At 73.1% G+C, this 25977-nt stretch carries 25 protein-coding genes and 1 pseudogene; 9 read left to right on the plus strand and 17 right to left on the minus strand.

The genetic code is table 11. The annotated features are described in order from the left end of the window. Window positions 1–2 precede the first annotated feature (2 nt). Complete coding sequence (locus ACIBO8_RS21410) at window positions 3–1127, plus strand: acyl-CoA dehydrogenase family protein (RefSeq protein ID WP_396117110.1); 1125 nt, start codon at window positions 3–5, stop codon at window positions 1125–1127. Here the strand turns inward: ACIBO8_RS21410 and ACIBO8_RS21415 are convergent. Continuing rightward, complete coding sequence (locus tag ACIBO8_RS21415; RefSeq protein WP_396117028.1) at window positions 1048–1698, minus strand: TetR/AcrR family transcriptional regulator; 651 nt, start codon at window positions 1696–1698, stop codon at window positions 1048–1050. The two genes, ACIBO8_RS21410 and ACIBO8_RS21415, sit on opposite strands and share 80 nt — an antisense overlap. 64 nt (window positions 1699–1762) lie before the next feature. On the opposite strand from ACIBO8_RS21415, the gene ACIBO8_RS21420 reads away from it, so the two are divergent. After that, a complete protein-coding gene (locus ACIBO8_RS21420) occupies window positions 1763–3421 on the plus strand; it encodes a phytoene desaturase family protein (RefSeq protein ID WP_396117029.1) in 1659 nt (552 codons plus the stop codon). Here the strand turns inward: ACIBO8_RS21420 and ACIBO8_RS21425 are convergent. The 5 genes from ACIBO8_RS21425 to hsaA all read right to left on the minus strand — a co-directional run bounded on the left by ACIBO8_RS21425 (window position 3418) and on the right by hsaA (window position 7713). Further along, the gene (locus ACIBO8_RS21425) at window positions 3418–4071 is read right to left on the minus strand and encodes an SAM-dependent methyltransferase (RefSeq protein WP_396117030.1); all 654 of its coding nucleotides are present in this window, start codon (window positions 4069–4071) and stop codon (window positions 3418–3420) included. The genes ACIBO8_RS21420 and ACIBO8_RS21425 overlap by 4 nt on opposite strands. 136 nt (window positions 4072–4207) lie before the next feature. Then, the gene (hsaB, locus tag ACIBO8_RS21430; RefSeq protein WP_396117031.1) at window positions 4208–4777 is read right to left on the minus strand and encodes a 3-hydroxy-9,10-secoandrosta-1,3,5(10)-triene-9,17-dione monooxygenase reductase subunit; all 570 of its coding nucleotides are present in this window, start codon (window positions 4775–4777) and stop codon (window positions 4208–4210) included. Beyond that, complete coding sequence (gene hsaC, locus ACIBO8_RS21435; RefSeq protein WP_396117032.1) at window positions 4774–5676, minus strand: iron-dependent extradiol dioxygenase HsaC; 903 nt, start codon at window positions 5674–5676, stop codon at window positions 4774–4776. Before hsaC ends, hsaB begins: the two co-directional genes overlap by 4 nt. Beyond that, complete coding sequence (gene hsaD / locus ACIBO8_RS21440) at window positions 5673–6524, minus strand: 4,5:9,10-diseco-3-hydroxy-5,9,17-trioxoandrosta-1(10),2-diene-4-oate hydrolase (RefSeq protein WP_396117033.1); 852 nt, start codon at window positions 6522–6524, stop codon at window positions 5673–5675. The genes hsaC and hsaD overlap by 4 nt, the downstream gene beginning before the upstream one ends. 7 nt (window positions 6525–6531) lie before the next feature. Then, window positions 6532–7713 carry a 3-hydroxy-9,10-secoandrosta-1,3,5(10)-triene-9,17-dione monooxygenase oxygenase subunit gene (gene hsaA, locus ACIBO8_RS21445; RefSeq protein WP_396117034.1) on the minus strand — a complete coding sequence of 394 codons (1182 nt, stop codon included), beginning with the start codon at window positions 7711–7713 and terminating at the stop codon, window positions 6532–6534. Between the two features lie 91 nt (window positions 7714–7804). Here hsaA and ACIBO8_RS21450 point away from each other — a divergent pair, with 91 nt between their 5' ends. From ACIBO8_RS21450 to ACIBO8_RS21460, 3 genes are read left to right on the plus strand one after another with little or no spacing between them, the layout of a single operon-like run. Then, window positions 7805–8941 carry a Rieske 2Fe-2S domain-containing protein gene (locus tag ACIBO8_RS21450; RefSeq protein ID WP_396117035.1) on the plus strand — a complete coding sequence of 379 codons (1137 nt, stop codon included), beginning with the start codon at window positions 7805–7807 and terminating at the stop codon, window positions 8939–8941. Continuing rightward, window positions 8938–9207, plus strand: coding sequence for a hypothetical protein (locus tag ACIBO8_RS21455; protein ID WP_396117036.1), 270 nt, complete (start codon window positions 8938–8940; stop codon window positions 9205–9207). Before ACIBO8_RS21450 ends, ACIBO8_RS21455 begins: the two co-directional genes overlap by 4 nt. Next, a complete protein-coding gene (locus ACIBO8_RS21460; protein ID WP_396117037.1) occupies window positions 9207–10187 on the plus strand; it encodes a 2Fe-2S iron-sulfur cluster-binding protein in 981 nt (326 codons plus the stop codon). The genes ACIBO8_RS21455 and ACIBO8_RS21460 overlap by 1 nt, the downstream gene beginning before the upstream one ends. Here the strand turns inward: ACIBO8_RS21460 and dmpG are convergent. The 4 genes from dmpG to ACIBO8_RS21480 are packed head-to-tail and all read right to left on the minus strand — an operon-like array spanning window position 10174 to window position 14455. After that, window positions 10174–11184, minus strand: coding sequence for a 4-hydroxy-2-oxovalerate aldolase (dmpG, locus tag ACIBO8_RS21465; protein WP_396117038.1), 1011 nt, complete (start codon window positions 11182–11184; stop codon window positions 10174–10176). The two genes, ACIBO8_RS21460 and dmpG, sit on opposite strands and share 14 nt — an antisense overlap. Before the next feature lie 8 nt (window positions 11185–11192). Beyond that, complete coding sequence (locus tag ACIBO8_RS21470) at window positions 11193–12089, minus strand: acetaldehyde dehydrogenase (acetylating) (protein WP_396117039.1); 897 nt, start codon at window positions 12087–12089, stop codon at window positions 11193–11195. Next, a complete protein-coding gene (locus tag ACIBO8_RS21475; RefSeq protein ID WP_396117041.1) occupies window positions 12082–12873 on the minus strand; it encodes a 2-keto-4-pentenoate hydratase in 792 nt (263 codons plus the stop codon). Before ACIBO8_RS21475 ends, ACIBO8_RS21470 begins: the two co-directional genes overlap by 8 nt. Then, a complete protein-coding gene (locus ACIBO8_RS21480; protein ID WP_396117111.1) occupies window positions 12857–14455 on the minus strand; it encodes an FAD-binding protein in 1599 nt (532 codons plus the stop codon). Before ACIBO8_RS21480 ends, ACIBO8_RS21475 begins: the two co-directional genes overlap by 17 nt. A gap of 29 nt (window positions 14456–14484) precedes the next feature. Here ACIBO8_RS21480 and kstD point away from each other — a divergent pair, with 29 nt between their 5' ends. Continuing rightward, window positions 14485–16098, plus strand: a complete 1614-nt coding sequence (kstD, locus tag ACIBO8_RS21485) for a 3-oxosteroid 1-dehydrogenase (protein ID WP_396117042.1) — start codon at window positions 14485–14487, stop codon at window positions 16096–16098. A 256-nt stretch (window positions 16099–16354) separates the two neighbouring features. Here kstD and ACIBO8_RS21490 read toward each other — a convergent pair whose 3' ends face one another. Continuing rightward, the gene (locus ACIBO8_RS21490) at window positions 16355–17632 is read right to left on the minus strand and encodes a helix-turn-helix domain-containing protein (RefSeq protein ID WP_396117043.1); all 1278 of its coding nucleotides are present in this window, start codon (window positions 17630–17632) and stop codon (window positions 16355–16357) included. A 620-nt stretch (window positions 17633–18252) separates the two neighbouring features. On the opposite strand from ACIBO8_RS21490, the gene ACIBO8_RS21495 reads away from it, so the two are divergent. Both ACIBO8_RS21495 and ACIBO8_RS21500 read left to right on the plus strand, forming a co-directional pair. Next, window positions 18253–18741, plus strand: coding sequence for a hypothetical protein (locus ACIBO8_RS21495; protein ID WP_396117044.1), 489 nt, complete (start codon window positions 18253–18255; stop codon window positions 18739–18741). Window positions 18742–18756: 15 nt separating this feature from the next. After that, window positions 18757–19533 (plus strand): phosphotransferase, encoded by a 777-nt coding sequence (locus ACIBO8_RS21500; RefSeq protein WP_396117045.1) that lies wholly within the window; start codon window positions 18757–18759, stop codon window positions 19531–19533. Window positions 19534–19600: 67 nt separating this feature from the next. On the opposite strand, the gene ACIBO8_RS21505 is transcribed toward ACIBO8_RS21500, so the two are convergent. After that, window positions 19601–20584, minus strand: coding sequence for a DUF2867 domain-containing protein (locus ACIBO8_RS21505; protein WP_396117046.1), 984 nt, complete (start codon window positions 20582–20584; stop codon window positions 19601–19603). Between the two features lie 49 nt (window positions 20585–20633). Between ACIBO8_RS21505 and ACIBO8_RS21510 the strand changes: the two genes are divergently transcribed. Next, window positions 20634–21227: a TetR/AcrR family transcriptional regulator gene (locus ACIBO8_RS21510; protein WP_396117047.1), complete on the plus strand. Its 594-nt coding sequence runs from the start codon at window positions 20634–20636 to the stop codon at window positions 21225–21227. Here the strand turns inward: ACIBO8_RS21510 and ACIBO8_RS21515 are convergent. From ACIBO8_RS21515 to ACIBO8_RS21535, 5 genes and pseudogenes are all read right to left on the minus strand, one after another. After that, on the minus strand, window positions 21224–22381 hold the full coding sequence (locus tag ACIBO8_RS21515; protein WP_396117048.1) for a lipid-transfer protein: 1158 nt from the start codon (window positions 22379–22381) through the stop codon (window positions 21224–21226). The genes ACIBO8_RS21510 and ACIBO8_RS21515 overlap by 4 nt on opposite strands. Continuing rightward, window positions 22378–22737, minus strand: coding sequence for an acyl dehydratase (locus ACIBO8_RS21520; RefSeq protein ID WP_396117112.1), 360 nt, complete (start codon window positions 22735–22737; stop codon window positions 22378–22380). Before ACIBO8_RS21520 ends, ACIBO8_RS21515 begins: the two co-directional genes overlap by 4 nt. Before the next feature lie 21 nt (window positions 22738–22758). After that, window positions 22759–23643, minus strand: a pseudogene (locus tag ACIBO8_RS21525) (bifunctional MaoC family dehydratase N-terminal/OB-fold nucleic acid binding domain-containing protein); the annotation flags it as partial. Window positions 23644–23659: 16 nt separating this feature from the next. Further along, on the minus strand, window positions 23660–24808 hold the full coding sequence (locus tag ACIBO8_RS21530; protein ID WP_396117049.1) for an acyl-CoA dehydrogenase family protein: 1149 nt from the start codon (window positions 24806–24808) through the stop codon (window positions 23660–23662). Then, window positions 24789–25871 carry an acyl-CoA dehydrogenase family protein gene (locus ACIBO8_RS21535; protein ID WP_396117050.1) on the minus strand — a complete coding sequence of 361 codons (1083 nt, stop codon included), beginning with the start codon at window positions 25869–25871 and terminating at the stop codon, window positions 24789–24791. The genes ACIBO8_RS21530 and ACIBO8_RS21535 overlap by 20 nt, the downstream gene beginning before the upstream one ends. Window positions 25872–25977: the final 106 nt, after the last annotated feature.

The following is a 25977-nucleotide window of genomic DNA, read 5'->3' on the forward strand; positions in this document are numbered from 1 at the left end:
ACCTGACCGCGGAACGCCGGGCGCTGCGCGACGCACTGCGCGACCTGCTCTCCGGATCCTCGACGCGGGCGGTGATCGACACGCCGGCCGGCTGGGACCCCGCGCTGTGGGCGCGCATGTGCAAGGAGATCGGCGTCGCCGGCCTGGCCGTGCCCGAGGCGTACGGCGGCGCGGGCGCCACCCTGCGCGAGTCGCTGGTGGTGCTCGAGGAGCTCGGCCGAACCCTGACCCCCGGGCCGATGCTCGGCTGCGGCGTCCTCGCCACCCAGGCGTTGCTGCGCGCGGGCGACGCGGAGGCCTGCGCGCGGCTGCTGCCCGGCATCTGCGCCGGCGAACGCCTCGTCACGCTCGCGTGGAACGGGAATCCCGACGACCTCCCGTGCACTGCGACGGCGGCCGGCCGGCTCACCGGCGAGGTGGCGAGCGTCCTCGACCTGGCATCCGCGGACACGCTGCTCGTCCCCGCGCACGGCACGCTGTACGAGGTGGACCCGAAGGCTCCGGGAGTCACCCGCCACGCGCCCACCCCGCTGGATCCGACCCGCCGGCTCGGGGCCCTGCGGCTCGCCGACGCGCCCGCCCGCCGCCTGGGCGACGGACTCGCGCTGGCGGGCCTGCGCGACCTGGCGTGCGTGGCGCTCAGTGCCGAACAGGTGGGTGCGGCGTCGCAGGCCCTGGCGGCCACCGTCGCCTACGTGCAGGTGCGGGAGCAGTTCGGCCGGGCGATCGGCACGTTCCAGGCCCTGCAGCACCGGCTGGCCGAGGGCCACGTACGGCTCGAAGCGGCACGGTCGGCATCCACCGCCGCGGCCGAGGCCCTGGTGTCCGGCACGGCCGACGCCCCGGCGCTCGCCGCGGTGGCCAAGGTGACCTGCTCGGAGGCGCTGGAGGCGATCGCCGCCGAGATGGTGCAGATGCACGGCGGCATCGCCATCACGTGGGAGCACGACGCCCACCTCTACCTGCGCCGCGCGTGGGCCTCGGCGCAGCTCTTCGGGGCTCCCGGCCGCCACGTCGCCCGCCTGGCCGACTCGCTCCTGCCGGCGGTCAGCGGGAGCGGGCCTCGACCGGCGCGAGCGTCCGCATCGACGCGAGTGCGGCGTCCCGGTCCGCGCCGAGGCCGCTGAGCAGGCTCACGAACATCGGCGTCAGCACCTGCTCGACGCCGTCGGCGCCGAAATAGCCGGCGACCTCGAGCATCACGTACCCGTGCATCGCGGTCCACAGCTGGCCGGCGACGGCCGAGGGCTCGGCAGGCCGCAGCCGTCCCTGGTCCACGGCCCGCCGCGCGGCGTCCACGATCTCGTCGAAGGTGTACCGGCCGCGCCGGCGCTCGTCGGCGGTCTGCGGCCGGTACGCCCCCAGCGAGGCGCTGCCGAACATGACGGCGTACAGGTGCGGGTTCTGCCGCGCGTTGACCAGGTAGGCGAGGCCGAGCCCGGCCAGATCGGTGATCGCGTCCCCGGTGCGCGGCACGCCGGCGAGCAGGGCGCCCAGCCGGCGGAAGCCCTCGTCGACCACCGCGTCGGCGAGGTCGGCCATGGAGCCGAAGTGCGTGTACACCGCCATGGTGGAGGTGTCCGCCTCGGTGGCGACCCGGCGCAGGGTGAGGGCGGAGGGGCCTTCCTCGGCGAGCAGGCGGGCGGCGCCTTCCAGCAGGCGGACCCGTACCTCCGGGTTGGCACGACGTTCGGTCACCACCGGATCCTAGCGCTATATCAGTTGCTATATCTGGTGCTATGGTGGCCGGCGGAGGTGCCACATGACCGACTGGGACGCGATCGTCATCGGCTCCGGGCTCGGCGGCCTGACCTGCGCCGCCTACCTGACCGCCGCCGGGAAGCGCACCCTGGTGCTCGAGCAGAACCAGGTGGCCGGCGGCTGCAGCCAGGTCTTCCGGCGCAAGGGCAACAAGTACGAGTTCGACGTCGGCATGCACTACATCGGCGAGTGCCACTCCGGCGGCCGGATGACAGCGGCGCTGCGCGGCCTCGGCCTGGAGGGCCGGGTCGAGTTCCGCCGGCTCGATCCCGACGGGCACTCCACGCTGGTCTTCCCCGGGCTGACGTTCCGGGTGCCGAGCGACTGGGACACCTACCTGGCCCGGCTGATCGAGGCCTTCCCCGGCCAGGAGCGCGGCCTGCGGCTCTGCGTCGGAATCCTGCGACGGATCGGCGCCGAGCTGCGCACCGCCGAGCTGCCCAAGCGCAGCCTCCCCAGCCTGCTGCGGTTCGCCCGCAAGGCACCGACCCTCGCCAGTGTCGGGCAGTTGCCGCTGACCTGGCTGTTCGCCGCGTGCCGGCTCAGCCCGCTCGCCCGGGCGGTGCTCGTCGGCGAGTCCGGCGACTACGGGGCGCCTCCGTCGCGAACCTCGGTCGCCCTGCACGGCGGCTTCCTCGATCACTACCTCACCGGCGGCGCCTGGTACCCGCGCGGCGGCGGCCAGGTCGTGCCCGCCCACTTGATCGACGTCATCCAGACCCACGGCGGACGCGTACGCACCAAGGCCCGGGTCACCCGCATCCTGATCGAGAACGGCGCCGCGACCGGAGTGGAACTCGAGGGCGGCGAGACGATCCACGCGCCGATCGTGGTGTCCGGGGCCGACCTCAAGCGGACGTACCTCGACCTCGTCGGCCGTGAGCACCTGTCACCGGCCACCGTCGCCCGCGTGGAGCGCTACCGGATGGCACTGCCCCTGTTCAGCGTCTACCTCGGACTCGACATCGACCTCGCCGACCGGCTGCCCAACAGCACGTACTGGTGCTACCCGGACGCCGACGTGGAGGGCGCGTACCAGGCCGCATACGAGGGCCGGATCCCCGACGAGATGCCCATCTTCCTGACGTCGGCCAGCACTAAGGATCCGGGCAACCCGCACGCCGCCCCGCCGGGGCACAGCACGCTCGAGGTCATGTGCCTCGTGCCGCAGGGAACGTTCTGGCCCGGCGGTGACGGCTACAGCCGGGACCCGGAATACCTCGCGCTCAAGGAGGCTCTCGCCGAGCGGCTGATCGACCGGGCCACGACCGTGCTCCCCGAGCTGCGCCGGCACATCGTCTGGCAGGAGGCGTCCAGCCCGGTCACCCACGAGCGGTTCACGCTGTCGAGCCTGGGTTCCTGCTACGGCATCGAGATGGCCGCCGACCAGATCGGACCCCGCCGGCCGGGCCCGCGTACCGAGATCCCCGGGCTGTGGCTCACCGGGGCCAGCACCACCTGGGGCAACGGCATCGTCGGCGCCGTCAGCAGCGGCCTCGGCGCGGCGGGAGCGATCCTCCGCCGCCCGCTCAGCGCCGAGGTGAAGGCCGGTGCCGTCATCGCCGATCCCGCGAAGCTCACGCCGATCGGCCCGGACTGGGACCCGCTGGCCGTCTCGAAGCCCAGCTCACCGCTGCGCCGCCGGACGGCTCGCGCCTAGGGCCTGCGGCGCGCCAGCAGCGTCGAATCCTCGATGTCCATCGTCACGCCGTTGCGGGTGACCGTACGCGGCCGCTGCTCGACCACGACGGCCTCGAAGTCGTCCGGCAGGGCGGGCACCAGGTCCTTGGCGACGAACATCGCCTTGAGCTTGCTCTCCGAGTGGTGGGCGAACGCCTCGCAGGGCGCGTGGCCGACGACCAGCAGGTGGCCGCCGGGCGCCACCGCGCCGGCCAGGCGGCGGGCCACCTCCGGCATGCCGCCGGCCGGCGGGTGCAGGAAGTGGGTGGTGACCAGGTCGTACGACCGGCCGTCCGCCGCGAAGTCCCGCGCGTCGATCCGCCACCAGTCGGTGCGGTCGGCGACCCCGGCCTCCTCGGCGTGCCGTGCGGCGCGGTCCAGGCCGTTGGCGGAGAAGTCGGCGCCGGTCACCCGCCAGCCGTGGGCGGCCAGCCAGATCACGTCACCGCCCTCGCCGCAGCCGACGTCCAGCGCCGTGCCCGGGGTCAGCCGGGCCGCCTCGGCGACCAGCTGCGGATTGGGGTTGCCGCTCCAGACCTTCTCCTCGCCGGAATACCGCTCGTCCCAGCCTTCCGGCTCGAACATGCGGGCCGCGTCGTCCTCGGTGCCGTGATGGCCGTGTTCACTCATTGCTGGTCTCCGCTCCGCGGATCGGCGCTCGTCCGCCGTTGTGGTTCCGGCCGTAGCCTCACCGCTCCGCTCATGGCCCCAGCATCCGCAACGCCGGCGACGTTGACAAACTAACTTGCCGATCCGGCAAGGACCCTCAGATCCAGTCGGTGTGGCGGGGCCAGGCGAGCAGGGTGTCGGCCACCTCGGGTGACTCGTACGGCGACACCGCGGCCGTGCCCGTGTAGCGCCCCAGGTAGAACAGCAGCGGCGCGCCGTCGCGGCACTCCCCCAGGGCCGTCACCCGGCCCACCACGATGGCGTGGTCGCCTCCTGGGTGCACCGCCTCCACCCGGCATTCCGCCCAGGTCAGCGCGCCGGTCAGGAGCGGCGCGCCGGCCGGGGACGGCGTCCAGCGGACACCGGCGAACTTGTCGCCGCCCCGGGTGCCGAAGACGCGGGAGAGGTCGCGATGCTCCACGGCCAGGACGTTGATCGCGAAGAGGCCGGCGCCACGGATCCGCCGCCAGGTCTCCGAGCCGGCCTGCGGGCAGAACAGCACCAGCGGCGGATCGAGCGACAGCGGCACGAACGCCTGGCAGGAGAACCCGGCCGGCCCGTCGTCGTCGATCGTGGTGACCACCACGACGCCCGTGCAGAAGTGGCCGAAGACCCGGCGGAAGAGCCGGGCCTCGACGGCGGCGAGAGAGTCCGGAGAGGCGGTCACTGCGCGCCCGGCGCGAAACGGTGACCCCAGACGCTGTGCGCCGTGGTCTGGCGCGCCACCCACGTGCGCTCGTCCACGGTGGTGCCGCCGGTGCCGTACTCGATGTCGAAGCCGCTCGGGGTGCGGACGTAGAACGAGATCATCCGGTCGTTGGCGTGCCGGCCGAGCGTCGAGATCAGCGGCGCCCTCCGCTTGGCGCAGCGGTCCATCGCCAGCCCCACGTCGTCGATGGTCTCGGTCTCGACCATCAGGTGCACGAGGCCGCTGGGTGCCGGCATCGGGGCGAGCGCGACGCTGTGGTGGCGCGGGCCGCAGCCGAGGAACCGCATCCACAACGGCCGGTCGGAGGGCGGCAGGCCGACCGTCTCGGGGATGAGCCGCATGGAGTCGCGCAGCCGGAAGCCGAGCACCTCGGTGTAGAAGTGCAGGGCCGCCGCGTCGTCGCCGGCCGGCAGCACCACGTGGCCCATGCCCTGCTCCCCGGTGACGAACCTGGTGCCGTAGCGGCTCAGCGCGGGCCGGCTGTCCAGTGCGGCACCGCAGAAGAACTCGAGGCGGTTGCCGAACGGGTCGTCGGCGCTGACCATCTGCGCCACGCGGCGGTCGGCCAGCTCCTCGGCGCCGGCCGGCTTGACCGCGGCGCCCGCCTCCTCCAGGGTCGCGGTGAGCCGGGCCAGGGCGGCCGGGTCGGCGACCTCCCAGCCGGAGGCGGTCAGCCGGTCCCGGTCGCCGGGCACCACCACGATGCGCGCGGCGAGGTCGTCCATGCGCAGGTAGACGCTGTCCGGGTCGGGGCCGCGCCCCTCCACCATGCCGAGCACCCCGACACCGAACTCCCGCCAGGCGGCCACGTCGGTGGCCTCGACGCGGAGATATCCCAGGGATCGCACGAGACTCACGGCCGGTCACCTTCCAGGAAGTCGAACGCCAGGCGGTTGAACTCGTCGAACTTCTCCAGGTGCGCCCAATGCCCGCAGCCGCCGAAGACGTGCAGCCGGGCGCGGCGGATGAGCTTGAGCGCCACGAGCGCCCCGTCCAGCGGATTGACCCGGTCCTCGCGGCCCCACACCAGCAGCACCTCGTGGCGCAGCCGGTGGGCGTCCCGCCAGAGCAGGCCCTCCTCGTAGCGCTCGGGATCGGTGAACGAGGCACCCATCGCGCGCATCGCGCTCATCGCGGCCGGATCGGTGGCCGCGCGGAACCGCTCGTCGATCAGCTCGTCGGTGATGAGCTTCGGGTCGAAGACGAGGGTACGCAGGAACGCGGCCAGCCTCTCCCGGCTCGGGGCCGCACCGAACGCCGAGAGCCGCTTCACGCCCTCGGTCGGGTCGGGCGAGAAGACGTTGAGGCTCAGCCCACCCGGGCCCATGAGCAGCAGCCGCCCGGCCCGGCGCGGATGGCGCAGGGCGAACCGGACCGCCGTGCCGCCGCCCAGCGAGTTGCCGACGAGGTCGACCCGGTCGAGGCGGAGCTCGTCGAGCACCGCGAGCAGCGCGTCGGCGGCGGCGGTGAAGTACTGGCCGCCGATCGGTACGGCCGCGGATCCGCCGTACCCGGGCTGGTCGACGGCGAGCGTGTCGAAGCGCTCCGCGAAGGCGGGCAGCGTACGCCCGAAGTTGCTCCACGCGGAGGCACCGGGCCCACCGCCGTGCAGGAGCACCACCGGGCGCCCGGACCCGGCGCGATGAAGGTGCAGCCCGGCGGCGTGCGAGCTGGTGCCGGCGAAGTCGATGAGGCTGGTGGTCATCGCGGCCTCACACCATCGCGTCCGTGATCGGCAGGCCGAACTCGCCGCGGCCGAACAGCGACAGCGCCCGCTCCGGGTCGTTGATCGCATGCACCCGGCCGGCGTGCGCATCGCGCCAGAACCGCTGGATGGGCGTGCCGGTGGCCAGCGCCCGGCCGCCGGAATTCTCGAACAGCCGGTCCACCGCACCGATCGCGAGCTCGGTCCCGCGGACCTGGTCGCGCCGGGTGCGCAGCCGCAACCGCATGGGCAGCTTCGCACCGGCCGTGGCCAGCTCCATCAGCTCGCGCAGGTCGGCCTCGAGGGCCAGCCAGGCCGCGTCCAGGTCGGCCGCCGCATTAGCGACCCGCACCTGCGAGTACGGGTCCTCGGCCGCTCGCACTCCCACGTAGGAAGCACGCACCCGCTCTCGCAGGTAGCTGACGTGCGCGTCGTACGCCCCGGTCGCCATGCCGATGATCGGTGTGGTGATGGCGTAGGAGAAGATCGATGCGTACGGGATCCGGTAGAGCGGCGCGGTGTTCACCTCCTGCCCGGGGCAGAGGCAGCGGGCGGTGTCGTTGAAGCTGAGGGTCCGGTGTTCCGGGACGAACGCGTCGGACACCACGATGTCGTTGCTGCCGGTGCCGCGCAGCCCGACGGTGTGCCAGACGTCCTCGATGGTGTAGTCCGCGGCGGGCAGCAGGAACGTCCGGAAGTCGGCCGGTGCGCCGTCGCCGCCGGGCGGGATGATGCCGCCGAGCAGCACCCAGCCGGCATGGTCGCAGCCGGAGGAGAAGCTCCACCGGCCGTTCACCCGGTAGCCGCCGTCGACCGCGCGGATCGTGCCGGTCGGCGCGTACGACGAGGACATCCGGGTGCCCGGATCCTCGCCCCAGACCTCCTGCTGCGCCTGGTCCGGGAAGAGCGCGAGCTGCCAGTTGTGCACCCCGATCACCGAGGCGACCCAGCCGGTCGAGCCGCACGCGCCGGCCAGCTCGCGCACCCCGCGCAGGAAGGTGACCGGGTCCGCTTCGTACCCGCCGAACCGGGCCGGCTGCAGCAGCCGGAAGAAGCCGGTCTCGGCGAGCGCTTTGACGGTCTCGGCGGGCAGCGCCCGGCGGTCCTCCGTCTCCTGGGCGCGCTCGCGAAGGGCGGGCACCAACTCCCGCACCGCGGTCAGCACCGTCGCGCCGGCGCTTGCCTCCATGGGATCCCTCCAGCGGGTTGGCCGACGAACTGGACGGTCCCTATACTAGAACACGTTCTACCTCTGCGGCCACCATCACAGGGAGCGGCTCATGCGCAACGGCGACGGAGCACGAACGATCGACGCCGGCGCGCTGCCGACGCGTTTCGCCCGCGGCTGGCACTGCCTCGGGCTGGCGGACCCCTTCCGGGACGGCCGGCCGCACGCCATCGAGGCGTTCGGCACGAAGCTGGTCGTGTTCGCCGACTCCGGCGGCGCGCTGCACGTGCTCGACGGATACTGCCGCCACATGGGCGGCGACCTCACCATGGGCACCATCAAGGGCGACACGATCGCCTGCCCGTTCCACGACTGGCGCTGGCGCGGCGACGGCCGCTGCGAGTCGGTCCCGTACGCGCACCGCGTGCCGATGCGCGCGCGCACCCGCTCGTGGCTCACCCTCGAGGAGAACCGCCAGCTGTTCGTCTGGAACGACCCGCAGGGCGCCCCTCCCCCGCCGGAGATCGTGATCCCGCGCGTGGCGGGCGCTTTTTCCGACGAGTGGAGCTCGTGGACGTGGGACTCGATCCGCATCGACGGCGCGAACTGCCGCGAGGTCATCGACAACGTCGTCGACATGGCGCACTTCTTCTACATCCACTTCGCCTTCCCCACGTTCTTCAAGAACGTGCTGGAGGGTCACGTGGCCGCCCAGTACCTCACCACCCGGCCGCGCCCGGACGTGCCCATCGGCGCCAGCCAGTCCGGCGGGGGCGGGTTGCGGTCCGAGGCCGCCTACTACGGGCCCTCGTACATGATCGACAATCTGTACCTCGACTACCAAGGCGTCGATGTCGAGGCCGTGCTGATCAACTGCCACTATCCGGTCACCGCCGACTCGTTCGTGCTCCAGTGGGGCCTCATCGTCAAGCGACTGCCGGGCCTCAGCACCGAGCAGGCACAGAAGGCGGCGGCCAAGTTCGCCCGCAGCATCGGCGTCGGCTTCCGGCAGGACGTGGAGATCTGGCAGCACAAGAGCCGGATCGACAATCCGCTGCTGTGCGTCGAGGACGGCCCGGTCTACCAGCTCCGCCGGTGGTACGAACAGTTCTACGTGGACGTGGAGGACGTCTCGGAGGACATGGTGGCCCGGTACGAGTTCGAGGTCGACACCACCCGGGCGGTGCAGACCTGGGAGGCCGAGGTGGCCGAGAACCTGCGGCGCCAGGCCGGAGCGGCGGCGCCGTGACCTCCGATACGCTCGCCGAGCGCCGGGCGTACCTGGAGGACGGTCTCGCCGAGCTGAGCTGTGACCGCTGCGGCGCCCTGGTCCGCGCCGGCAAGCGCAGCCTCCAGCAGACCAGCGTCCAGTGGACCGTACGGGCCGCCCGTGAGTGCACCGCACTCGCCGCCGCGCACGCGGCCGGGCGCCCGGCCGCACTGGTGCCCACCTGCCCCGACCTGCGCGACAGCATCGACCGCGCGGTCCGTGAGGGCCGGCTGGAGGTGAGCTGATGTTCCACCGGCTGCGGGTCGCCGAGGTGATCACGGAGACGGCGGACGCGCACTCGCTGGTCCTGTCGGTGCCCCCCGCGCTGGCCGCGGCGTTCGGCTACCTCCCGGGGCAGTACCTGACCGTGCGGGTCCCCGGCGGCGGGGGCACGGTCGCGCGCTGCTACTCGCTCTCCAGCTCACCGCACACCGACGCGGACCTGAAGATCACGGTGAAGCGGGTCCGCGACGGGCAGGCGTCGAACTGGATCTGCGACCACGTCCGGGCCGGCGCCGAGCTCGACCTCGCACCGCCGGCCGGGACGTTCACCCCGTCCTCCCTCGACGACGACCTGCTGCTGCTCGCCGGCGGCAGCGGTATCACGCCGGTGATGGCGATCATCAAGTCCGTGCTCGCCCACGGGCGCGGGCGGCTCGCCCTCGTCTACGCCAACCGCGACGCCGCCTCGGTCATCTTCGGCGCGGAGCTGGCGGCGCTGGGTGACCGGCACCCCGAGCGGCTCACCGTGACGCACTGGCTGGACGACGAGCGCGGCGCTCCCCGCGGGGCGGATCTGGCACCGCTGCTCAGCCCGTACGCGGAAAGGGAGGCCTTCGTGTGCGGCCCGGAACCGTTCGTCGTCGTGGCCCGGGAGGCCCTGGGCCGGGCGGGCGTGCCCGAGGACCGGATCCGGGTGGAGCGTTTCGAATCCGCCCTGCCCGCCACCCAGGACGCCACCGCCGAGGTGACGCTGGACGGGCAGACCCACCGGCTGCCGTGGCCCGCCGGCACCCGCCTGCTCGACTTGATCATCTCGGCGGGGCTCAACCCGCCGTTCTCCTGCCGGCAGGGCAACTGCGGCGCCTGCGCCTGCCGGCTGCTCGCGGGCGAGGTCGAGCTCGTGCACAACGAGGTGCTGGAGGAGGAGGACTTCGCCGACGGCTACATCCTCGCCTGCCAGGCGGTGGCCCGCAGCGGCACGGTCGCGGTCACCTATTCCTGAGCCGCATCGCGATGTCGATGAGCTGGTCCTCCTGACCGCCGACCAGCCCCCGTTCCCCGGCCCGCACCAGGATCGCCGCGCCGGAGACCCCGTAGCGCTGCGACAGCGTGGAGGCGTGGGCGAGGAAGCTGGAATACACCCCGGCGTAGCCCATCGTCAGGGCGAGGCGGTCCAGCAGGCACTCCTGGGGCATGACCGGGCGCACCACGTCCTCGGCCGCGTCCACGATGGCGAAGAAGTCGATGCCCGTACGGATGCCGAGCTTGTCGCAGACACCGACGAACGCCTCCACCGGGGTGTTGCCGGCCCCCGCGCCGAAGCGCCGGGTGCTGCCGTCGATCTGCACGGCACCGGCCCGCACGGCCAGCACCGAGTTGGCCACGCCGAGGCCGAGGTTCTCGTGGCCGTGGAATCCCACCTGCGCGTCGTCGCCCAGCTCCGCCACCAGTGCGGCGACCCGGTCGGCGACCTGGTCCAGAACGAGCGCTCCCGCCGAGTCCACCACGTACACGCACTGGCACCCCGCGTCGGCCATGATGCGGGCCTGTCCCGCCAGCACCTCCGGCGTTTGCGAGTGAGCCATCATGAGGAAGCCGACGGTCTCCAGCCCGCGCTCACGGGCCAGCCCGAAGTGCTGCACGGCGATGTCGGCCTCGGTGCAGTGCGTGGCGATCCGGCACACGCTCGCACCGTTGCCGGCCGCCACCCGGATGTCGTCGGCCACCCCGACGCCCGGCAGCATCAGGAACGCGATCCTGGCCCGCGTCGCGGTCCGCACCGCGACCTCGATCAGTTCCTGCTCCGGCGTCCGGCTCAGGCCGTAGGTGAACGACGAGCCGCCCAGCCCGTCGCCGTGCGCCACCTCGATCACCGGTACGCCGGCCGCGTCCAGCGCGGCGACCACCGAGGCGACCTCGGCGGCGGTGAACTGGTGGCGCTTGGCGTGCGAGCCGTCGCGCAGCGTCGAGTCGGTGATCCGTACGTCCGGGTCCGGCATCCGATCTCCTAGGCGGGTACGGCGGCCCGGGCGAGCTCCTCGCCCACCCGGGTCGCGGCGGCGGTCATGATGTCGAGGTTGCCGGCATAGCGGGGCAGGTGGTCACCGGCGCCGGTGATCTCGAGGAGGATCCCGACCCGGGTACGCCCGCCGGTCGCCGGGGACGGCGGGTCGAACTGCGGCTCGCCGAGCAGGCGGTAGCCGGGCACGTAGCGGGCCACGGCGGCCACCATCGCCACGATCGAGGCGGTGACGGCGCCGGGGTCGGCCTCGGGGCCGATCGCGCAGAACACGGTGTCCCGCATGATCAGCGGCGGCTCGGCGGGATTGAGGACCACGATGGCCTTGCCGCGGGCCGCCCCGCCGACCACCTCCAGCGCCCGTGCGGTCGTACGGGTGAACTCGTCGATGTTGGCCCGGGTGCCCGGTCCGGCCGACCGGGAGGCGACCGTCGCGACGATCTCGGCGTAGCTCACCGGGGTGACGCGGGAGACCGCGTACACCATCGGGATGGTGGCCTGCCCGCCGCAGGTGATCAGGTTCAGATTCGGCGCGTCCAGGTGTTCCCGCAGGTTGACCTCCGGCACCACCGGTGGGCCGACGGCCGCCGGGGTGAGGTCGATCGCACGGATGCCGGCGCGGGCGTAGCGCGAGGCGTTGGCCCGGTGCACGGCCGCCGACGTGGCCTCGAAGACCAGGTCGGGGAGCGGGTCCTGGGCGAGCAGCCAGTCCGTGCCGGCCGTGCTCGTGGCCAGCCCGAGCTCGGCGGCGCGGCGCAGGCCCGGACTGTCCGGGTCGATGCCGGCCATCCAGCGCGGCTCGACCAGCGGCGAGCGCCGGAGTTTGTACAGCAGATCGGTGCCGATGTTGCCGGACCCGACGATCGCGGCCGTGAGCTCAGCCATGCGACTCCTCCTCGAAGGTCACGCCGACCTCGCCGAGGCCCGTGAACACCGCCCGGAACCGGTCGCCGGGGTGGACGTCGACGGCGCGGGCGCAGGCTCCGGGCAGCACGAGGTGGCCCGCGCGCAGCCGGACCCCGAAAGCCGCGACCGTACGCGCCAGCCAGGCCACCGCGGTCACGGGATTGCCGAGCACGGCGTCCGACCGTCCCCGCGCCACCTCCTCGTCACCGCGATAGAGAACGGCGTCGATGGTGCGCGGGTCCACGGCATCCGGCGCCACCCGGGCCGCGCCGATCACGAAGCCGGCCGAGGACGCGTTGTCGGCGACGGTGTCGGCGAGGCTGATCTTCCAGTCCGCGATGCGGCTGTCGATCAGCTCGATGGACGGGGCGAACGCCTCGGTGGCGGCCAGCACGTCCGCCTCGGTGCAGTCCCGGCCGGGCAGGTCGGCCCCGAGCAGGAACGCGACCTCGATCTCCACGCGCGGGTAGCAGTAGCGCGACGCCGGCGCCGGCTGCGTCTCGGACAGCCGCATGCCGGCCAGCAGGTGACCGTAGTCCGGCTCGTCGACGCCCATCATGGCCTGCATCGCCGCCGACGACAGGCCGACCTTGTGCCCGACCACGGCCTCGCCGCGGCGGCGCACGTTGAGCAGCTGGATCGCGTACGCCTCCGCCGCCGTCAGGTCCGGATGCTCGGACACCAGCGGCGGTATCGGCGCCCGGTCCCGCTCGGCGGCGTGCAGCCGGTCGGCCAGCACCCGCAGCTCAGTCTCGGTGAGCATGCACCCCTCCACGGTCCTCGGCCGGCGCGCTCCGGCCGGCCCGCCGTCCGGAGAAGACGCAGTCGGCCAGCGACAGCCCGCTGACGTAGCTGTGCGAACAGACGCCGACCGCGGTACGGCCGGCCGCGAACAACCCCGCCACGCCGCTGCCGTCGGGCCGCAGCACCCGCCCGGTGCCCTCGTCGACCCGCAGGCCCCCAAGGGTGAGCATGGGCGCCGGCACGGCGAGCCGCGGGCGGATCGAGACGTCGATCAACGAGTACGGCGGCCGCACCAGCGCCCGGACCAGATCCGCGGTCTTACCGGCGGGATCCGGCCCGCCGGCCTGATACGCCGCCACGGTGGCGGCCAGCCCCGCCGGGTCGATCCCGGCCTTGCGTGCCACCCGCTCGAGCGAGGACGCCGCGACCCGGTCCACTCCGAACAGCCAGCGGGCCTGCAGCCATTGGAACCACGACGCCTGCCCGCGCAGCTGGCGACGAGCCTCGGCGAGCAACGGCGCATCGACCAGCAGCCACGCGCGACGGTCCGGGCAGTGCAGCACGGCGTCGCCGATCGCGGCACCGTAGCGCGACTCGTCGCAGACGCGCCGGCCGTCGCGGTCGACCAGCAGGCCGCCGACGAGCGCGGACGGGGGCGTGAGGAAGCGCCAGATGCTGACCCGGTCCAGATGGCCCGTGGCGGCACCCGCCGCGGTGCCCAGCCGGATGCCGGAGCCGTCGTCGCCGGGCGTACCGAGCCGCAGGCCGCCCCGGTATGCCGGGGCGTGCTCGCGGAACATCTGCCGGTCGAACACGAATCCGCCGGCGGCGAGGACGACGCCGTGCGAGGCTGCGATCCGCAGCGGCCGGGCGTACCGGCGTTCCAGCCAGGAGACCGGCCGGTGCAGGGCTCGGCCGAGCACGGGCACGTAGAGGCCGGGCTTGACCGACCAGCGGTGCAGGACCCGGTGGGCGTGCCGGGCCCAGGCCGGTGCGTCGCGCAGGCTGTGGCACTCGACTCCGGTCACCCGGCCGTCCGCGGCGGTGACCAGCCGGTGAGCGCGGGTCTGGGCACGGATCTCCGCGCCGGCGGTACGCGCCGCGGCGGCGAGGCGGGCGAAGAGCACCCGGCCCGAGGCGCCGGGGGCGTGCGTACGGTGACCGCGCGGTGCGGGCCGGGGGAAGGAGAGCTCGCTGCCGGAGTAGTAGAGGAAGTAGCGATCCGTCGGATAGGAGGTCTTGTGCGGGCAGAGGCGGGCGTCGAACGGTACGCCGTGCTCCTCCAGCCAGGCCAGCATGGCGGGACTCTCCACGCAGAACCGGCGCAGAGTGGCCGGGGAGACGGCGTCGGCCACCTCCTCGCGCAGGTAGGCGGCCATCGCCTCCGGGGTGTCCGTGACGCCGGCCTGCGCCTGCTGGCGGGTGCCGCCGCCGGCGTAGACGACGCCGCCGGAGATCGCCGTCGCACCGCCCCCGGTGAAGCGGTCCAGGACCAGGACGCGCGCGCCCGCCTCGGCGGCCTCGATGGCGGCGCACGCCCCGGCGGCACCGAACCCCACGATCACGACGTCGGCGGTCTCGTGCCACGCCGCGGATGGCATCCCCATGCGCAAAACTATAACCTGTTCTAGTGGCGGAATTCGATGTCGTCGTGGTCGGCTGCGGCGCGGCGGGAATGGCGGCGGCGCTCACCGCGGCGCACCGCGGGCTGAGCGTGGTCGTCGTGGAGAAGGCGGACGTGTTCGGCGGCTCCGCCGCGCGCTCCGGCGGCGCGCTGTGGCTGCCCGGCAACGCGGTGCTGCGGCAGGCCGGGGTCATGGACGACGCCGAGGCCGCCCGGAAATACCTCGCCCACGTCGCCGGGCCGGAGGTGGCCGAGTCGCGCCGCGAAGCGTTCCTGGCACACGGACCCGCGATGCTGGAGCTCGTCCGGGAGCGCACGCCGCTCGAGTTCGCCTGGGTGCCGGGCTATGCCGACTACTACCCCGAGGCACCGGGCGGGCTGCCCGGCGGCCGCACCATCGAACCGCGGCCGCTGGACACCCGCGTGCTCGGGTCCGACCTGGACACCCTCGCCCCGCCGTACCGCGCGGCGCCGGCCGGCATCACGGTGACGGCGGCCGACTACCGGTGGCTGTCGCTCGGCACCCGGCACCCACGCTCGATCCTGACGGCGGCCCGGCTCGCCGCCGGTGGCCTGAGCGCCCGGATCCGGCACCGGCGCCGGCTCACCATGGGCCAGGCGCTGGCCGCGGGGCTGCGCGCCGGGCTGCGCGCGGCCGGCGTTCCGGTCCGGCTCGGCACGCCCATGACGCAGCTCGTTCGCGAGGGAGAGCGGGTCACCGGGATCCATGCCGGACAGGAGCACGTCCGGGCCCACCGGGGCGTGCTCATCGCCAGCGGCGGATTCGAGCAGAACGAGGTCATGCGCCGGCAGCACCAGCCGGTCGGTGCCGCATGGACGACGGGCGCGCCGGGCAACACCGGCGACGGCATCGAGGCGGGCCGGCGGCTGGGCGCCGCGCTCGACCTGATGGACGAGGCGTGGTGGGGGCCGTCGCTGCCGCTCACCGGGGGGCCGTACTTCTGCCTCGCCGAGCGGAACCTGCCGTGCAGCCTCCTCGTGGACGCCACGGGCCGCCGGTTCGTCAACGAGTCCGCGCCCTATGTGGACGCCGTGCACGCCATGCTCGCCGCGCCCGGGCACATGCCGGCCTGGCTGGTCACCGATCAGACGTACCGGGACCGCTACCTGTTCGCCGGGCACGGCCCGCGCTCGCCGCTGCCCCGGCGCTGGTTCACCGCCGGTGTGGCACATCGGGCGGGCACCCGGGACGAGCTGGCCGGGCGGATCGGCGTCCCGGCCGGCGCACTGTCCGAGACGGTGCACCGGTTCAACGGGTTCGCCGCCTCCGGCCGGGACGACGACTTCGGCCGGGGCGACTCCGCCTACGACCGCTACTACGGCGACCCGCGGAACCGGCCGAATCCCTGCCTCGGGCCGGTACGCAAGCCGCCCTTCTACGCCTTCCGGGTCGTACCCGGGGACCTGGGCACCAAGGGCGGGCTGCGCACCGACGACCGGGCCCGGGTCCTGCGCGAGGACGGGACACCTGTTCCGGGCCTGTACGCGGCCGGCAACGCCACCGCCTCGGTGATGGGCCGCAGCTACGCCGGGGCCGGCGCCACCCTGGGACCGGCGATGACCTTCGGATACCTGGCCGCCCTCGACCTCGCGGGCTAGGACGTATGTCTTCCGCATCGGCGCGTGACTGGCCGACGGGTCAAATGTGGATTCTTCGACTCCGCGGCGCGGACCGGTTCGCGTGTTGTCGCGTCGCGCGTCGGGCGCAGCCGGGTGACCGCCGCGACGTTGCCTTGCATGGCCGGCCGTACCTGCTCAAGGACGGGGTCGGACTCGCGCACCGCGACGTGAAGCCGCAGAACATCACAGTGCTGCCGGCCGGCGAGGCGAAGGATTAGCTGGTGACGGAACTTCGTTACCGGTCGTCGCATAGGGGCAGCCCCGCCACCTCGTCCTCAAAGGCGTCAACCTCCGGCGTTCCCTGGTACTTCGCCAGCTTCGCCCGCAACGCGCCGATGCGTTCGTCGACCCGTACGGAGCTCGCCGTCCGGCCCAGCCGTACCGCCTCCGTCGTCGCGCTCGCCGCCCGCTCGACCTCGTTTGCCTGGAGTAACGATTCGGCAAGCCAGGTGAGATAGAGGGCTGTCTCTCGGCTCGTCTCTTCGCCATACCCGGCCGTTGCCCGCTCCAAGATGGGCACCGCCCGGAGGGGGCGCCGAAGTTGCGTCCAGACCCGGCCCTCCATGATTTCGATCTCGTCCTCGTCGAGCCAGTAGACCCAAATCGGGTCCTCCTCCGGGCGCCGATGGGTGTATGCCTCCTGTACGGCCCCCAGGGCGCGCTCGGCACCGCCCACCTCCCCGACGCGGGCCTCCGCCCAAGCGACGCGCTCCGCGAGCAGGGCCGTTGTCGTGGCCGTAGCCGCTCCCTTCGCCCCAGCGAGCGCAGACCTAGCCAGCGTGACCGCGATTCGTGGGTCGCCGACGTTCGCGATTTGATAGGCCAGTGACGAGAGGTTGTTCGCCGCGCCAGCGAGGTCCCCGCCTGCGTGCGCCGCGCGCATACCGGCAAGGTAGTACCGCTCGGCCTCGTCGTAGCGTCCAGCGTCGCTCGTGACCCATCCGGCGACCTGGGCCAGCTCACCGACCGCGACCAGGAGACGTCTCCCGACGTCCTCGGTATACGCCGCGTCGCGGAGGAGCGCCGTCGTCGCTGCGAGTTCACCCACGACCATCGCGTGTGTGTCCTGGCCTCCGACGTAGTCGTCAAGGCGGCGTAGCTGGTGGACGCGGGCTTCGACCTCGGCGACCTGGGCAAAGCCGATGCGCCGGCCAGCCCTCGTCGCACTGACCTGGGGCGGTTCGGAAATCAGCCACTGGTGGGCCAGCACGACGGCGTTCGCCGCGGTGACGCGCTGGCCGACGACGGTTGCGGCGAGGCTTTCGGAGTCGTTTGGGCGCCAGATTCGACCGTCGAGTTTCCAGAGCACGTTGCGGGACCCGGCGACGAGGGCGGCCAGCTCGCCGCCTGCGGCGTAGGCGTCGTCGAGGGCTTGGGCGACCGTGATCGTCGGAGGACGCTTGCCACTTTCGATCCGCGAGAGGTGCCCGGGGTCCATGTGCGCGAGGCGTGCGGCTTCGCGGACGCTGCGGGCACCGCGTAGGCGCCGGGCCGCGTCGCCAAACGTCTCCATGGCCCCTCCCCACGCGTTGCCAGTGTTGCCAGAGAGCAAGCTTGCCTGATGGCAGCGCGCCATATCTACCGACGGCGGAGTGAGACCGACACGCTACTTCTATGACACATCGCCGACGCCCCTTCCCCCGCCGCTCGAGATGCTCTTGCGGGCACCGCTGGCCATGTCCCGACGGTGTCTACGATTTCTCCGGCGGAGACCCGATTCCCGACGGCGACCGGCACTCCCGGCTGTCGCACCCGGCGCTGTACGAGCCAACAGTCGCCCTCGCCCAGGTCGGTCGCGCGGGCACGCTCACGCCGGCTCAGGCTGAGCGAGCCGGCCTTGGAGGCGGTCACTGATGCCGACGCCGCCCACTCCCGGACTTCTCGTCTCCATGCTCCAGCTTGTCGGTACGTCGCCGCCGGATCGCGAGTTCGGCCCGTTCTCAGAGACCCGGCTCGAGAAGGGCTGGGATAACACCATGAGGATTGCGTGAGCGGGTGGCGCGCCATGACAAGGCGCCACGCACGTCAGGCACGCGGTCCTCCCACCGTTCGATCGGCCGCGCCGCGCCACTAGACCGACCAAGCGGCGCGGAACCAAGTCCGCGCCCACACGCACGGGTTGAAGGAGGAGTCATGACCACTCTCGCAGAACAGTCGGCCAGGATTGCAGATGACCCGAGAACCCTCGTCTCCGGGGAGGTGTTCGACAAGCTCGCCCGCCACTTCGCCGCGGTGCAGGAAGTGACGCAGATCTACGCCGAGCGGGCGATCGGGCAGATGCTGCTCATGTTACGGGCGCACGCTGACTCGCAGAACGATCTCGATTTCGGCAGGCGCCTGCCCGACGGTCGGTCGTTCCGCGTCGTTCCGACCAAGCCGGTCGACGTCGCCTGGCACGTGTCCCTTCAGCACACCGAGCCTTACCTCGCCGCGTGCCAGCAGATCGCGGGCGGCTTCGTCCATCACGTGCCGGTCCTGACCGAGGGGATGGCGAACGGTACTTCCATGGACTACACCCGCAAGGCACTCGACGCCACCGGCTACTACGTCGACCTGGAGTTCTGGGATGGCGCGGCGGAGTCCTGCTGTCCGCCGAACCCGCCCCAGCCCGGTCGGGGCTAGCCGATAAGGTGTCCGATGCGCACTGACTGGACCGCTCTGCCCGCAACCGTCACCACAAAGATCGCGGAACGCGTCGGCGGAACCCGCATAACTCCGTCCTCGACCGGCGACCACGCGGAGATCGCCGCGACTGTCGGTGGGCCGCACACGAAGGTCTTTGTCAAGGCGGCTTCCTCAGATCTGGGCGTCCGGTCGCTGCGTTACGAACTGCTGGTGAGTGAGGCTGTCGACCGGTCTTACTCACCAGCAGTCGAGTGGCACTTCGAGACCGACGGCTGGCTTGTGGTCGGTTTCGAGCAGCTCGATGGCCCTCACGCCGACTTGTCTCCCGGCAGCCGGCATCTCGATCTGCTCGCGGCCGTCGTGGATGACCTCAGTCGTACGCCCGCGCTGGGGTCTACCTGGTTCACTCCGGCGACGCGGCTCGGGTTCTCGCATCCTGTGGCGGAGGGTCAGATGCTCGTCCACACCGACCTCAACCCCGCCAACCTCATCGTGACCTCGTCCGGCCTGCGAGTCGTCGACTGGGCATACGCGACCAAGGCGGCACCGTGGCTCGAACTCGCACTACTAGCTCAATGGTTGATTGGTAGCGGCCACACTCCCGAGCAGGCCGACAAGTGGCTGACCCAGTTTCCGGCCTGGGGCACGACCGATCCGGAAGCCATCGACGATCTCGCGTCGCGAAGCGCCTCGAAGTGGTCGGCCAAGGCTCACGGAAGCACCGACAAGTGGATTCGCGACCTCGCCGACTGGACCGGCCGGTGGGCGGCGTACCGGGCCGAACGATAACCGGCCCTCTGGCCTGGCGAATCAGGTGGTGCGTGATCGCTACGACCACCGCACTCGACCTCGCGGCCTAACTGCCGGCGCGGGCCGCGCGCCAGGGGGCGACGGTCGTCCGGCCGGCATGGCGCAGCATCGCCCGGACCACGAGCGGGTGCACCAGCCGTACCACGGCGAGGTAGAGCCGGCCGGCACGGGACCGCGTCGCGGCCAGGGTGGACACCGTGACGGTCGTGCCGTCGTCGTCCGGTTTCACCAGCACACTCGCCCGGAAGTCGAGATGGCCGGCGTCGACTCCCAGCAGCACCTCGCGGTCGGTACGGGAGATGGTGTCGAAGGCGGATTCATCCCCGCGGGCGATGCCGAGCAGGCCGACCAGCCGGTTGCGCAGCTGCAGCAGCGCGACCACCGGCCGGGGCGGGTTGCGGAAAACGGCGTCCGCCCAGGCCTGCGGATCGGTGGTGGTGCCGGGAGGCACGCGCAGGGCGAACGCGTCGGCCAGGTCGGGCCGGGCGACGGAGCTGTGGAGCAGGGTGGCGGCGGCCGGAATGGGTACGGCACGGACCCGGCTGCTCTCGAGGCTCACGGCGATCCGGGACCGCCACGGATAGCGGACGGGCCGGGCGACGGTGCCGGTGACGGCACGCTCGGCGTTGTCGAAGGCGTGTTCGATAACGGTGTTGTGGCAGACCTTGACCAAAGCCGGCCAGAGCAGCCGCATGGCGCCGGACGGGCGGGCCGTCAGCCGGTGTCGCAGCAGGCAGGCCTGCGGACCGTCGTCCTCGACCTCGAGGGTGTGCGTGCCGTGCAGGCCGGTCCGCGGGTGGAAGGTGAACTCCACCCGCCGGCCCGGCCGGTAGTCGGTGACGTGGTACCGCACGGGGCCGTGACCGCCGTCGGCGCCGACGCCGAGCGGCCGGTCGAATCGCATCGGCACCCAGGCCGGGGAGGGCCAGAGCGGGTCGTCCGCCGCGCCGATCCGGTCGAGTAAGCGGCCCACCTCCGCGGCGGGAACCGGCAACGCGCGTTCGTGGACGTTCTGCACCGGGACAGCCATCGTCGCCTCCATACGGCTGCGTATGTTTTCCGTACGCTACCGTACAGTCATGCCGGAGCGACCTGTCAAGCAGCGGCGGCTGACCGCCGACGACTGGACCGCCGCAGCGCTGGAGGCGATGGCCGGTGGCGGGCTCGCGGCCGTCGCGGTCGAGCCGCTGGCCGCCCGGCTCGGCGCGACCAAGGGCAGCTTCTACTGGCATTTCGCCGACCGGAACGCGTTGATCGAGGCGGCCGTGCTGCGGTGGGAGCGCGAGCACACCGAGGCGGTGATCGCGTTCGTCGACGCCGAGCCGGATCCGCTCGCCCGGCTGCGCCTGCTGATCGGGGCCGTCCTGGGGTCGACGACCCAGCAGCCGGACGGCAACATCGAGCTGGCCATGCTCGCCACCGCCGGCCATCCGCACGTCGCCCCGGTGCTGGCCCGGGTCACCGAACGCCGGGTGGCGTACACCGCCGGGCTGTTCACCGCGCTCGGCTGGCCGCCCGATCAGGCCCGGCGCCGCGGCCTCCTGGCGGTCACCGCATACCTGGGCCACGCCCAGGTCGCCCACGTCGCGCCGGGCACCCTGCCGCAGACCGAGGCGGACCGCCGGCACTACGTCGACCAGGTGGTCCGGCTGCTGACCGCCCCGGACAGTTAGCCGGCGAGGATCAGACCGCTGGTGGGCACCCCGGTGCCGGCGGTGACCAGGACCGGACCGTCCCCCGGGACCTGGTTGACCGCGGTGCCGCGCACCTGGCGGACCGCCTCGGCGATGCCGTTCATGCCGTGGATGTACGCCTCACCCAGCTGTCCCCCGTGCGGGTTGACGGGCAGCCGCCCGCCCAGCTCGATGCCGCCGTCGGCGACCAGGTGCCGGGCCTCCCCCCGGCCGCAGAAACCCAGCTCCTCCAGCTGCATGAGCACGTACGGGGTGAAGTGGTCGTACAGCACGGCCGTACGCACGTCCGGCGGCGCGTACCCGGACTGGCGCCATAGTTGCCGGGCCACCACGCCCATCTCCGGCAGCGCGGCCAGCTCGTCGCGGTAGTAGCTCGTCATCACGTACTGATCGGGACCGCTGCCCTGGGCCGCCGCGCACACCACCGCGGGCGGCTGCCGCAGGTCGCGTGCACGCCGCGCGGAGGTGACGACCAGCGCGACCGCGCCGTCGCTCTCCTGGCAGCAGTCCAGCAGCCGCAGCGGGTCGGCGATCCACCGCGAGGCCCGGTGGTCCTCCAGGGTGATCGGGCGGCCGTGGAACCAGGCGTGCGGGTTGGTCGCGGCGTGCCGGCGGGCCGCCACCGCGACCCGGCCGAAGTCCTCCGTGGTGGCGCCGTGGTCGTGCAGGTAGCGCCGGGCCACCATGGCCACCATGGCCGCCGGGGTGGCGAGGCCCATCGGGTAGTGCCAGCCCGCGTCGACGTCCGCCGAGGAGGTGCCCGCCTGCACCTGGGCGCGGCCGAACCGGCGGCCGGAGCGTTCGTTCAGCGCCCGGTAGCAGACCACGACCTCGGCGAGGCCGGCCGCCACGGCGAGCACCGCCTGCTGCACGACCGCGCAGGCCGCTCCCCCGCCGTACGCGATCCGGCCGAGGAACGTCAGCTCCCCGACGCCGAGCTCGCGGGCGACGGCCACCTCGGCGTTGCCGTCCATCGTGAACGTCGCCATGCCCTGCACGTCGGCGGGGCGCAGGCCGGCGTCGTCGAGGGCCGCGCGGACCGCCTCGACGGCCAGCCGCAGCTCGCTGCGGCCGGAGTCCTTGGAGAACTCGGTGGCGCCGATCCCGGCGATGGCGGCGGTCCGGGCGATCACGACGCCACCCGGACCGTCGCGGCGACGTGCTCGCCGGTGGCCGTACGCCCGCTCACGGTGACCACCCGCTCGCCGTCCACGGCGTCGCGGGCCCGTCCGGTGAACGTGAGGGTGTCGTAGGCATGGCAGGGCGTCCCGAGCCGGATCGCCATGCCGCGCAGGACGGTGTCCGGCCCGGCCCGGTCGGTGACGTAGCGCTGCACCAGGCCGGCGGTGGTCAGGATGTTGAGGAAGATGTCGCGGCCGCCGCGCCGCACGGCCGCGTCCCGGTCGTGATGGACGTCCTGGAAGTCGCGGGTGGCCAGGGCCGTGCTGATCACGACGGTCGGGGTCACCGTGAGCTCCCACGGCGCCATCGGGACCTCCGCCGGCCCGTCGAGGCGCCACGCGGGGAGCGTCACCTCGTCGTCGAGGCGGACGAACTCCACCTGCACCGGAGCACCGATGCGGACCTCGTCCGGGTCCGCCCCGCGCAGCTCGCCGACCATCCGTACGCCCTCCGCCAGCTCCACCAGGGCCACCACCACGGGCGACCGCCGGCCCGGCAACGGCGGGTGGCGGTGCACCACGAAACTGTGGACACGGCCGGTGCCCGACGCGATCGCGTACTCGGGCTTGGTGGCACCGCACTGCGGGCAGGCGGGCCCGGGCGGATGGCGCAGGACGCCACACTCGCCGCAGCGCTGCACCCTGAGCTCACCGGCCGCGGTGCCGGCCCAGAAGAACGCGGTGTCGGGGCTGATCACCGGTCGCAGCGGGACGTCCGGGTCCGCGGCGGGCGGCGGGTCGCCGGGCCGGAACTTCAGCACCCGGAACCGCATGCTCGCCACCGGCTCGCCGGCCACGAACCAGGTGCTCTCGGTGGTGACGAACCAGCCCTCCCCGAGCGCGGTGCGCTTCGGGCCGGTCACGTCCGTGAGGCGGCTGCGGACGGTCAAGACCTCGCCCTCGCGCAGGTAGCGGTCGTACGTATGCTCGCAGTTGGTCGCCACCACCGAGGTGAAGCCGGCCTCGTCGAGCACCGCCGACATCGCGCCCAGCGGGTCGTCCGCCGAGCGGGCCGGCCGCAGCCCGGGCATCGTCCACACCTGCACCATCGCGGGCGGGGCGAGCCCGTCGCGCTCGTAGACCGGGTTCGTGTCGCCCATCGCCTCGAGCCAGCCCCGGATCGCCGGCCTGTTCACCGGGTCCCGGGCCGGCCGCGGCGCCGACTCGCCCGCCTCGGTGATGCGGCGTGCGGCGGCCCTGATCGCCTCGTCCATACCCAGCCCACCTCACCTATCTCGGCACCCGGGGCAGCCCGAGGCCCGCCGACGCGATCAGTTCCCGCTGGATCTCGTTGACCCCGCCGCCGAAGGTCAGCACCAGGTTGCGTTTGGCCTGCAGGTCCAGCCAGGACATCAGCTCGGCGGTCGCGGGATCGTCCGGGTCGCCGTGGCGGCCGACGAGGTCCTCGAGCTCCTGGCCGATCCGCAGCACCGTTTCCGAGGAGAAGACCTTCGTGGCCGAGGCGTCCGCGGCCCCGGCCGGTTCGGCACCGGCGACCTGCCAGTTGAGCAGCTCGTTGACGCGCAGGCACGCGTACGCACGGGCCAGCGACCGGCGCACATCGGGCTGCTCGCACACGGCCGGGTTCGCCCGGGCCCACGCCTGCACCCGCGCGTAGAGGGCACCCGTCCGCCCGGCTGGGCCCAGCATGACCCGCTCGTGGTTGAGCTGGGTCGTCAGCAACCGCCAGCCGCCGTGCTCCGGGCCGACCCGCATCGAGGCCGGGACGCGTACGTCGCTCAGGTAGACCGCGTTCACGTGATGCGCGCCGTCGCAGGTGATGATCGGGGTCCAGGCGTACCCGGGGTCACGGGTGTCGACGATGAGGACGGAGAGCCCCCGGTGCCGCGGCGCCTCCGGGTCGGTGCGGCAGGCGAGCCACAGGTAGTCGGCGTCGTGCGCTCCCGTGGTGAAGGTCTTCTGGCCGTTGACCACGTACTCGTCACCGTCGCGCACCGCCCGGGTCCGCAGCGCGGCGAGGTCGGTGCCCGCCTCCGGCTCGGTGTAGCCGATCGCGAAGTGGAGTTCGCCCGCGAGGATGTGGGGCAGGAAGAAGTCCTTCTGCGCGGCGGTCCCGAACGCCAGCAGCGTCGGAGCGACGGTCTGCAGGGTGACGGCGGGCAGCGGGACGTCGGCGCGGGCCGCCTCGTTCACCAGGATCTGCTGCTCCACCGGGCCGTACCCGCCGCCGCCGTAGCGGGTGGGGAAACCCAGGCCGAGCCAGCCGTCGCGGCCCAGCCGGGCGACGACCTCCCGGTGGACCGGTCCGTGCCGTTCAAGGCGCAGCGTACGGCGTTGCTCCGGCGAGAGGAGACCTTCAAGGTACGCGCGGAGCCGCCCGCGCAGCGCATGCTGCTCCTCAGTCAGGTCGATGAACAACGCGCCCTCCCAGCCGTTGCAGGCAATGCTCGGCGCCGCCGAGCCGGCGGGCCAGGTCGCGCAGCAGGGCGCCGTGGCGGTGCAGCGGGTAGTCCGCCGCGAGCCCGAGGCCGCCGTGCAGGTGGTGGCAGGAGCGCAGGGCCGGGAGGGCCTCGCCGGTCAGCCAGTACGCGGCGACCCACACGTCGTCGCCGGTCCGCGGATCGTCCGGGCCGGGGCCGGCGTCGATGCCCCAGCACGCGGCCAGCACGGCCAGGTGCAGCGTGCGCGAGGTGACGTAGACGTCGGCGATCTGCTGGGCGACCGCCTGGAACGTGGCGAGCGGGCGGCCGAACTGGTGGCGGTCGCGCACGTGGCCGGCGGTCAACCGCAGTGTCCCGGCCAGGGCACCGTCCCCGGCCGCGCAGGCGGTGGCGACGGCGCACCGGTACAGGTCCGCGACGCACCGCCCGTCTGCGGCGGAACCGAGCGGCTCGGCGGCCACCGCGTCCATCCGTACGGTGAATTCCGGGGTCCCGGCCGACGTGGCGGTTCGCCGCAGCGTGACACCGGGTGCGGCCGGGTCGACCACCGCGATCGCGAGGCCGCCGGTGTCCCGGCTGACCGGCACCAGGATGCGGTGAGCCTGCTCGGCGTCGCTCACGCCGGTCTTGGTGCCGGTGACCTGCCAGTCGATGGTGGCCGTGGTGCGCGGTGCTCCCGGCAGCGGATCGCCCGGCTCGGCCAGGGCCGCCGTCAGGACGCGGCCGTCCCCCACCCCGGTCAGCAGGTCGCGTTGCTGATCCGGGGTCGCCCACCGGGTCACCGGCAGGACGCCGAGACCGAGTGTGGACAGTGCGGGGACGGCGACGGCGCGGCGGGCGACCTCGGCGATCACCAGGGCGGTCTCCACGGCACCGAGCCCGGCACCGCCGAGCGGCGCCGGGACGGCCAGGGTCAGCAGGCCCGCCTGACCGAGCGCCTTCCCGAGGCGGTCCGGGGTTGCGGCGTCGTCGTCCAGCACCTCGCCGGCCAGACGGACGATCGCGTCCTGTGCCTCGTCCAAAGCGAAGTCCGGGCCCATGCCAGAATTAGAACACGTTTCAGTCCTGACACGCCAGCCGCCTCGGCGGGCGAGCGCTCCACACCCGTTGGTACGCTGGTAGATCTCACGACACGGCCCGCGGCCG

The organism is Actinoplanes sp. NPDC049681, assembly GCF_044465265.1.
Classification (GTDB): Bacteria; Actinomycetota; Actinomycetes; order Mycobacteriales; family Micromonosporaceae; genus Actinoplanes.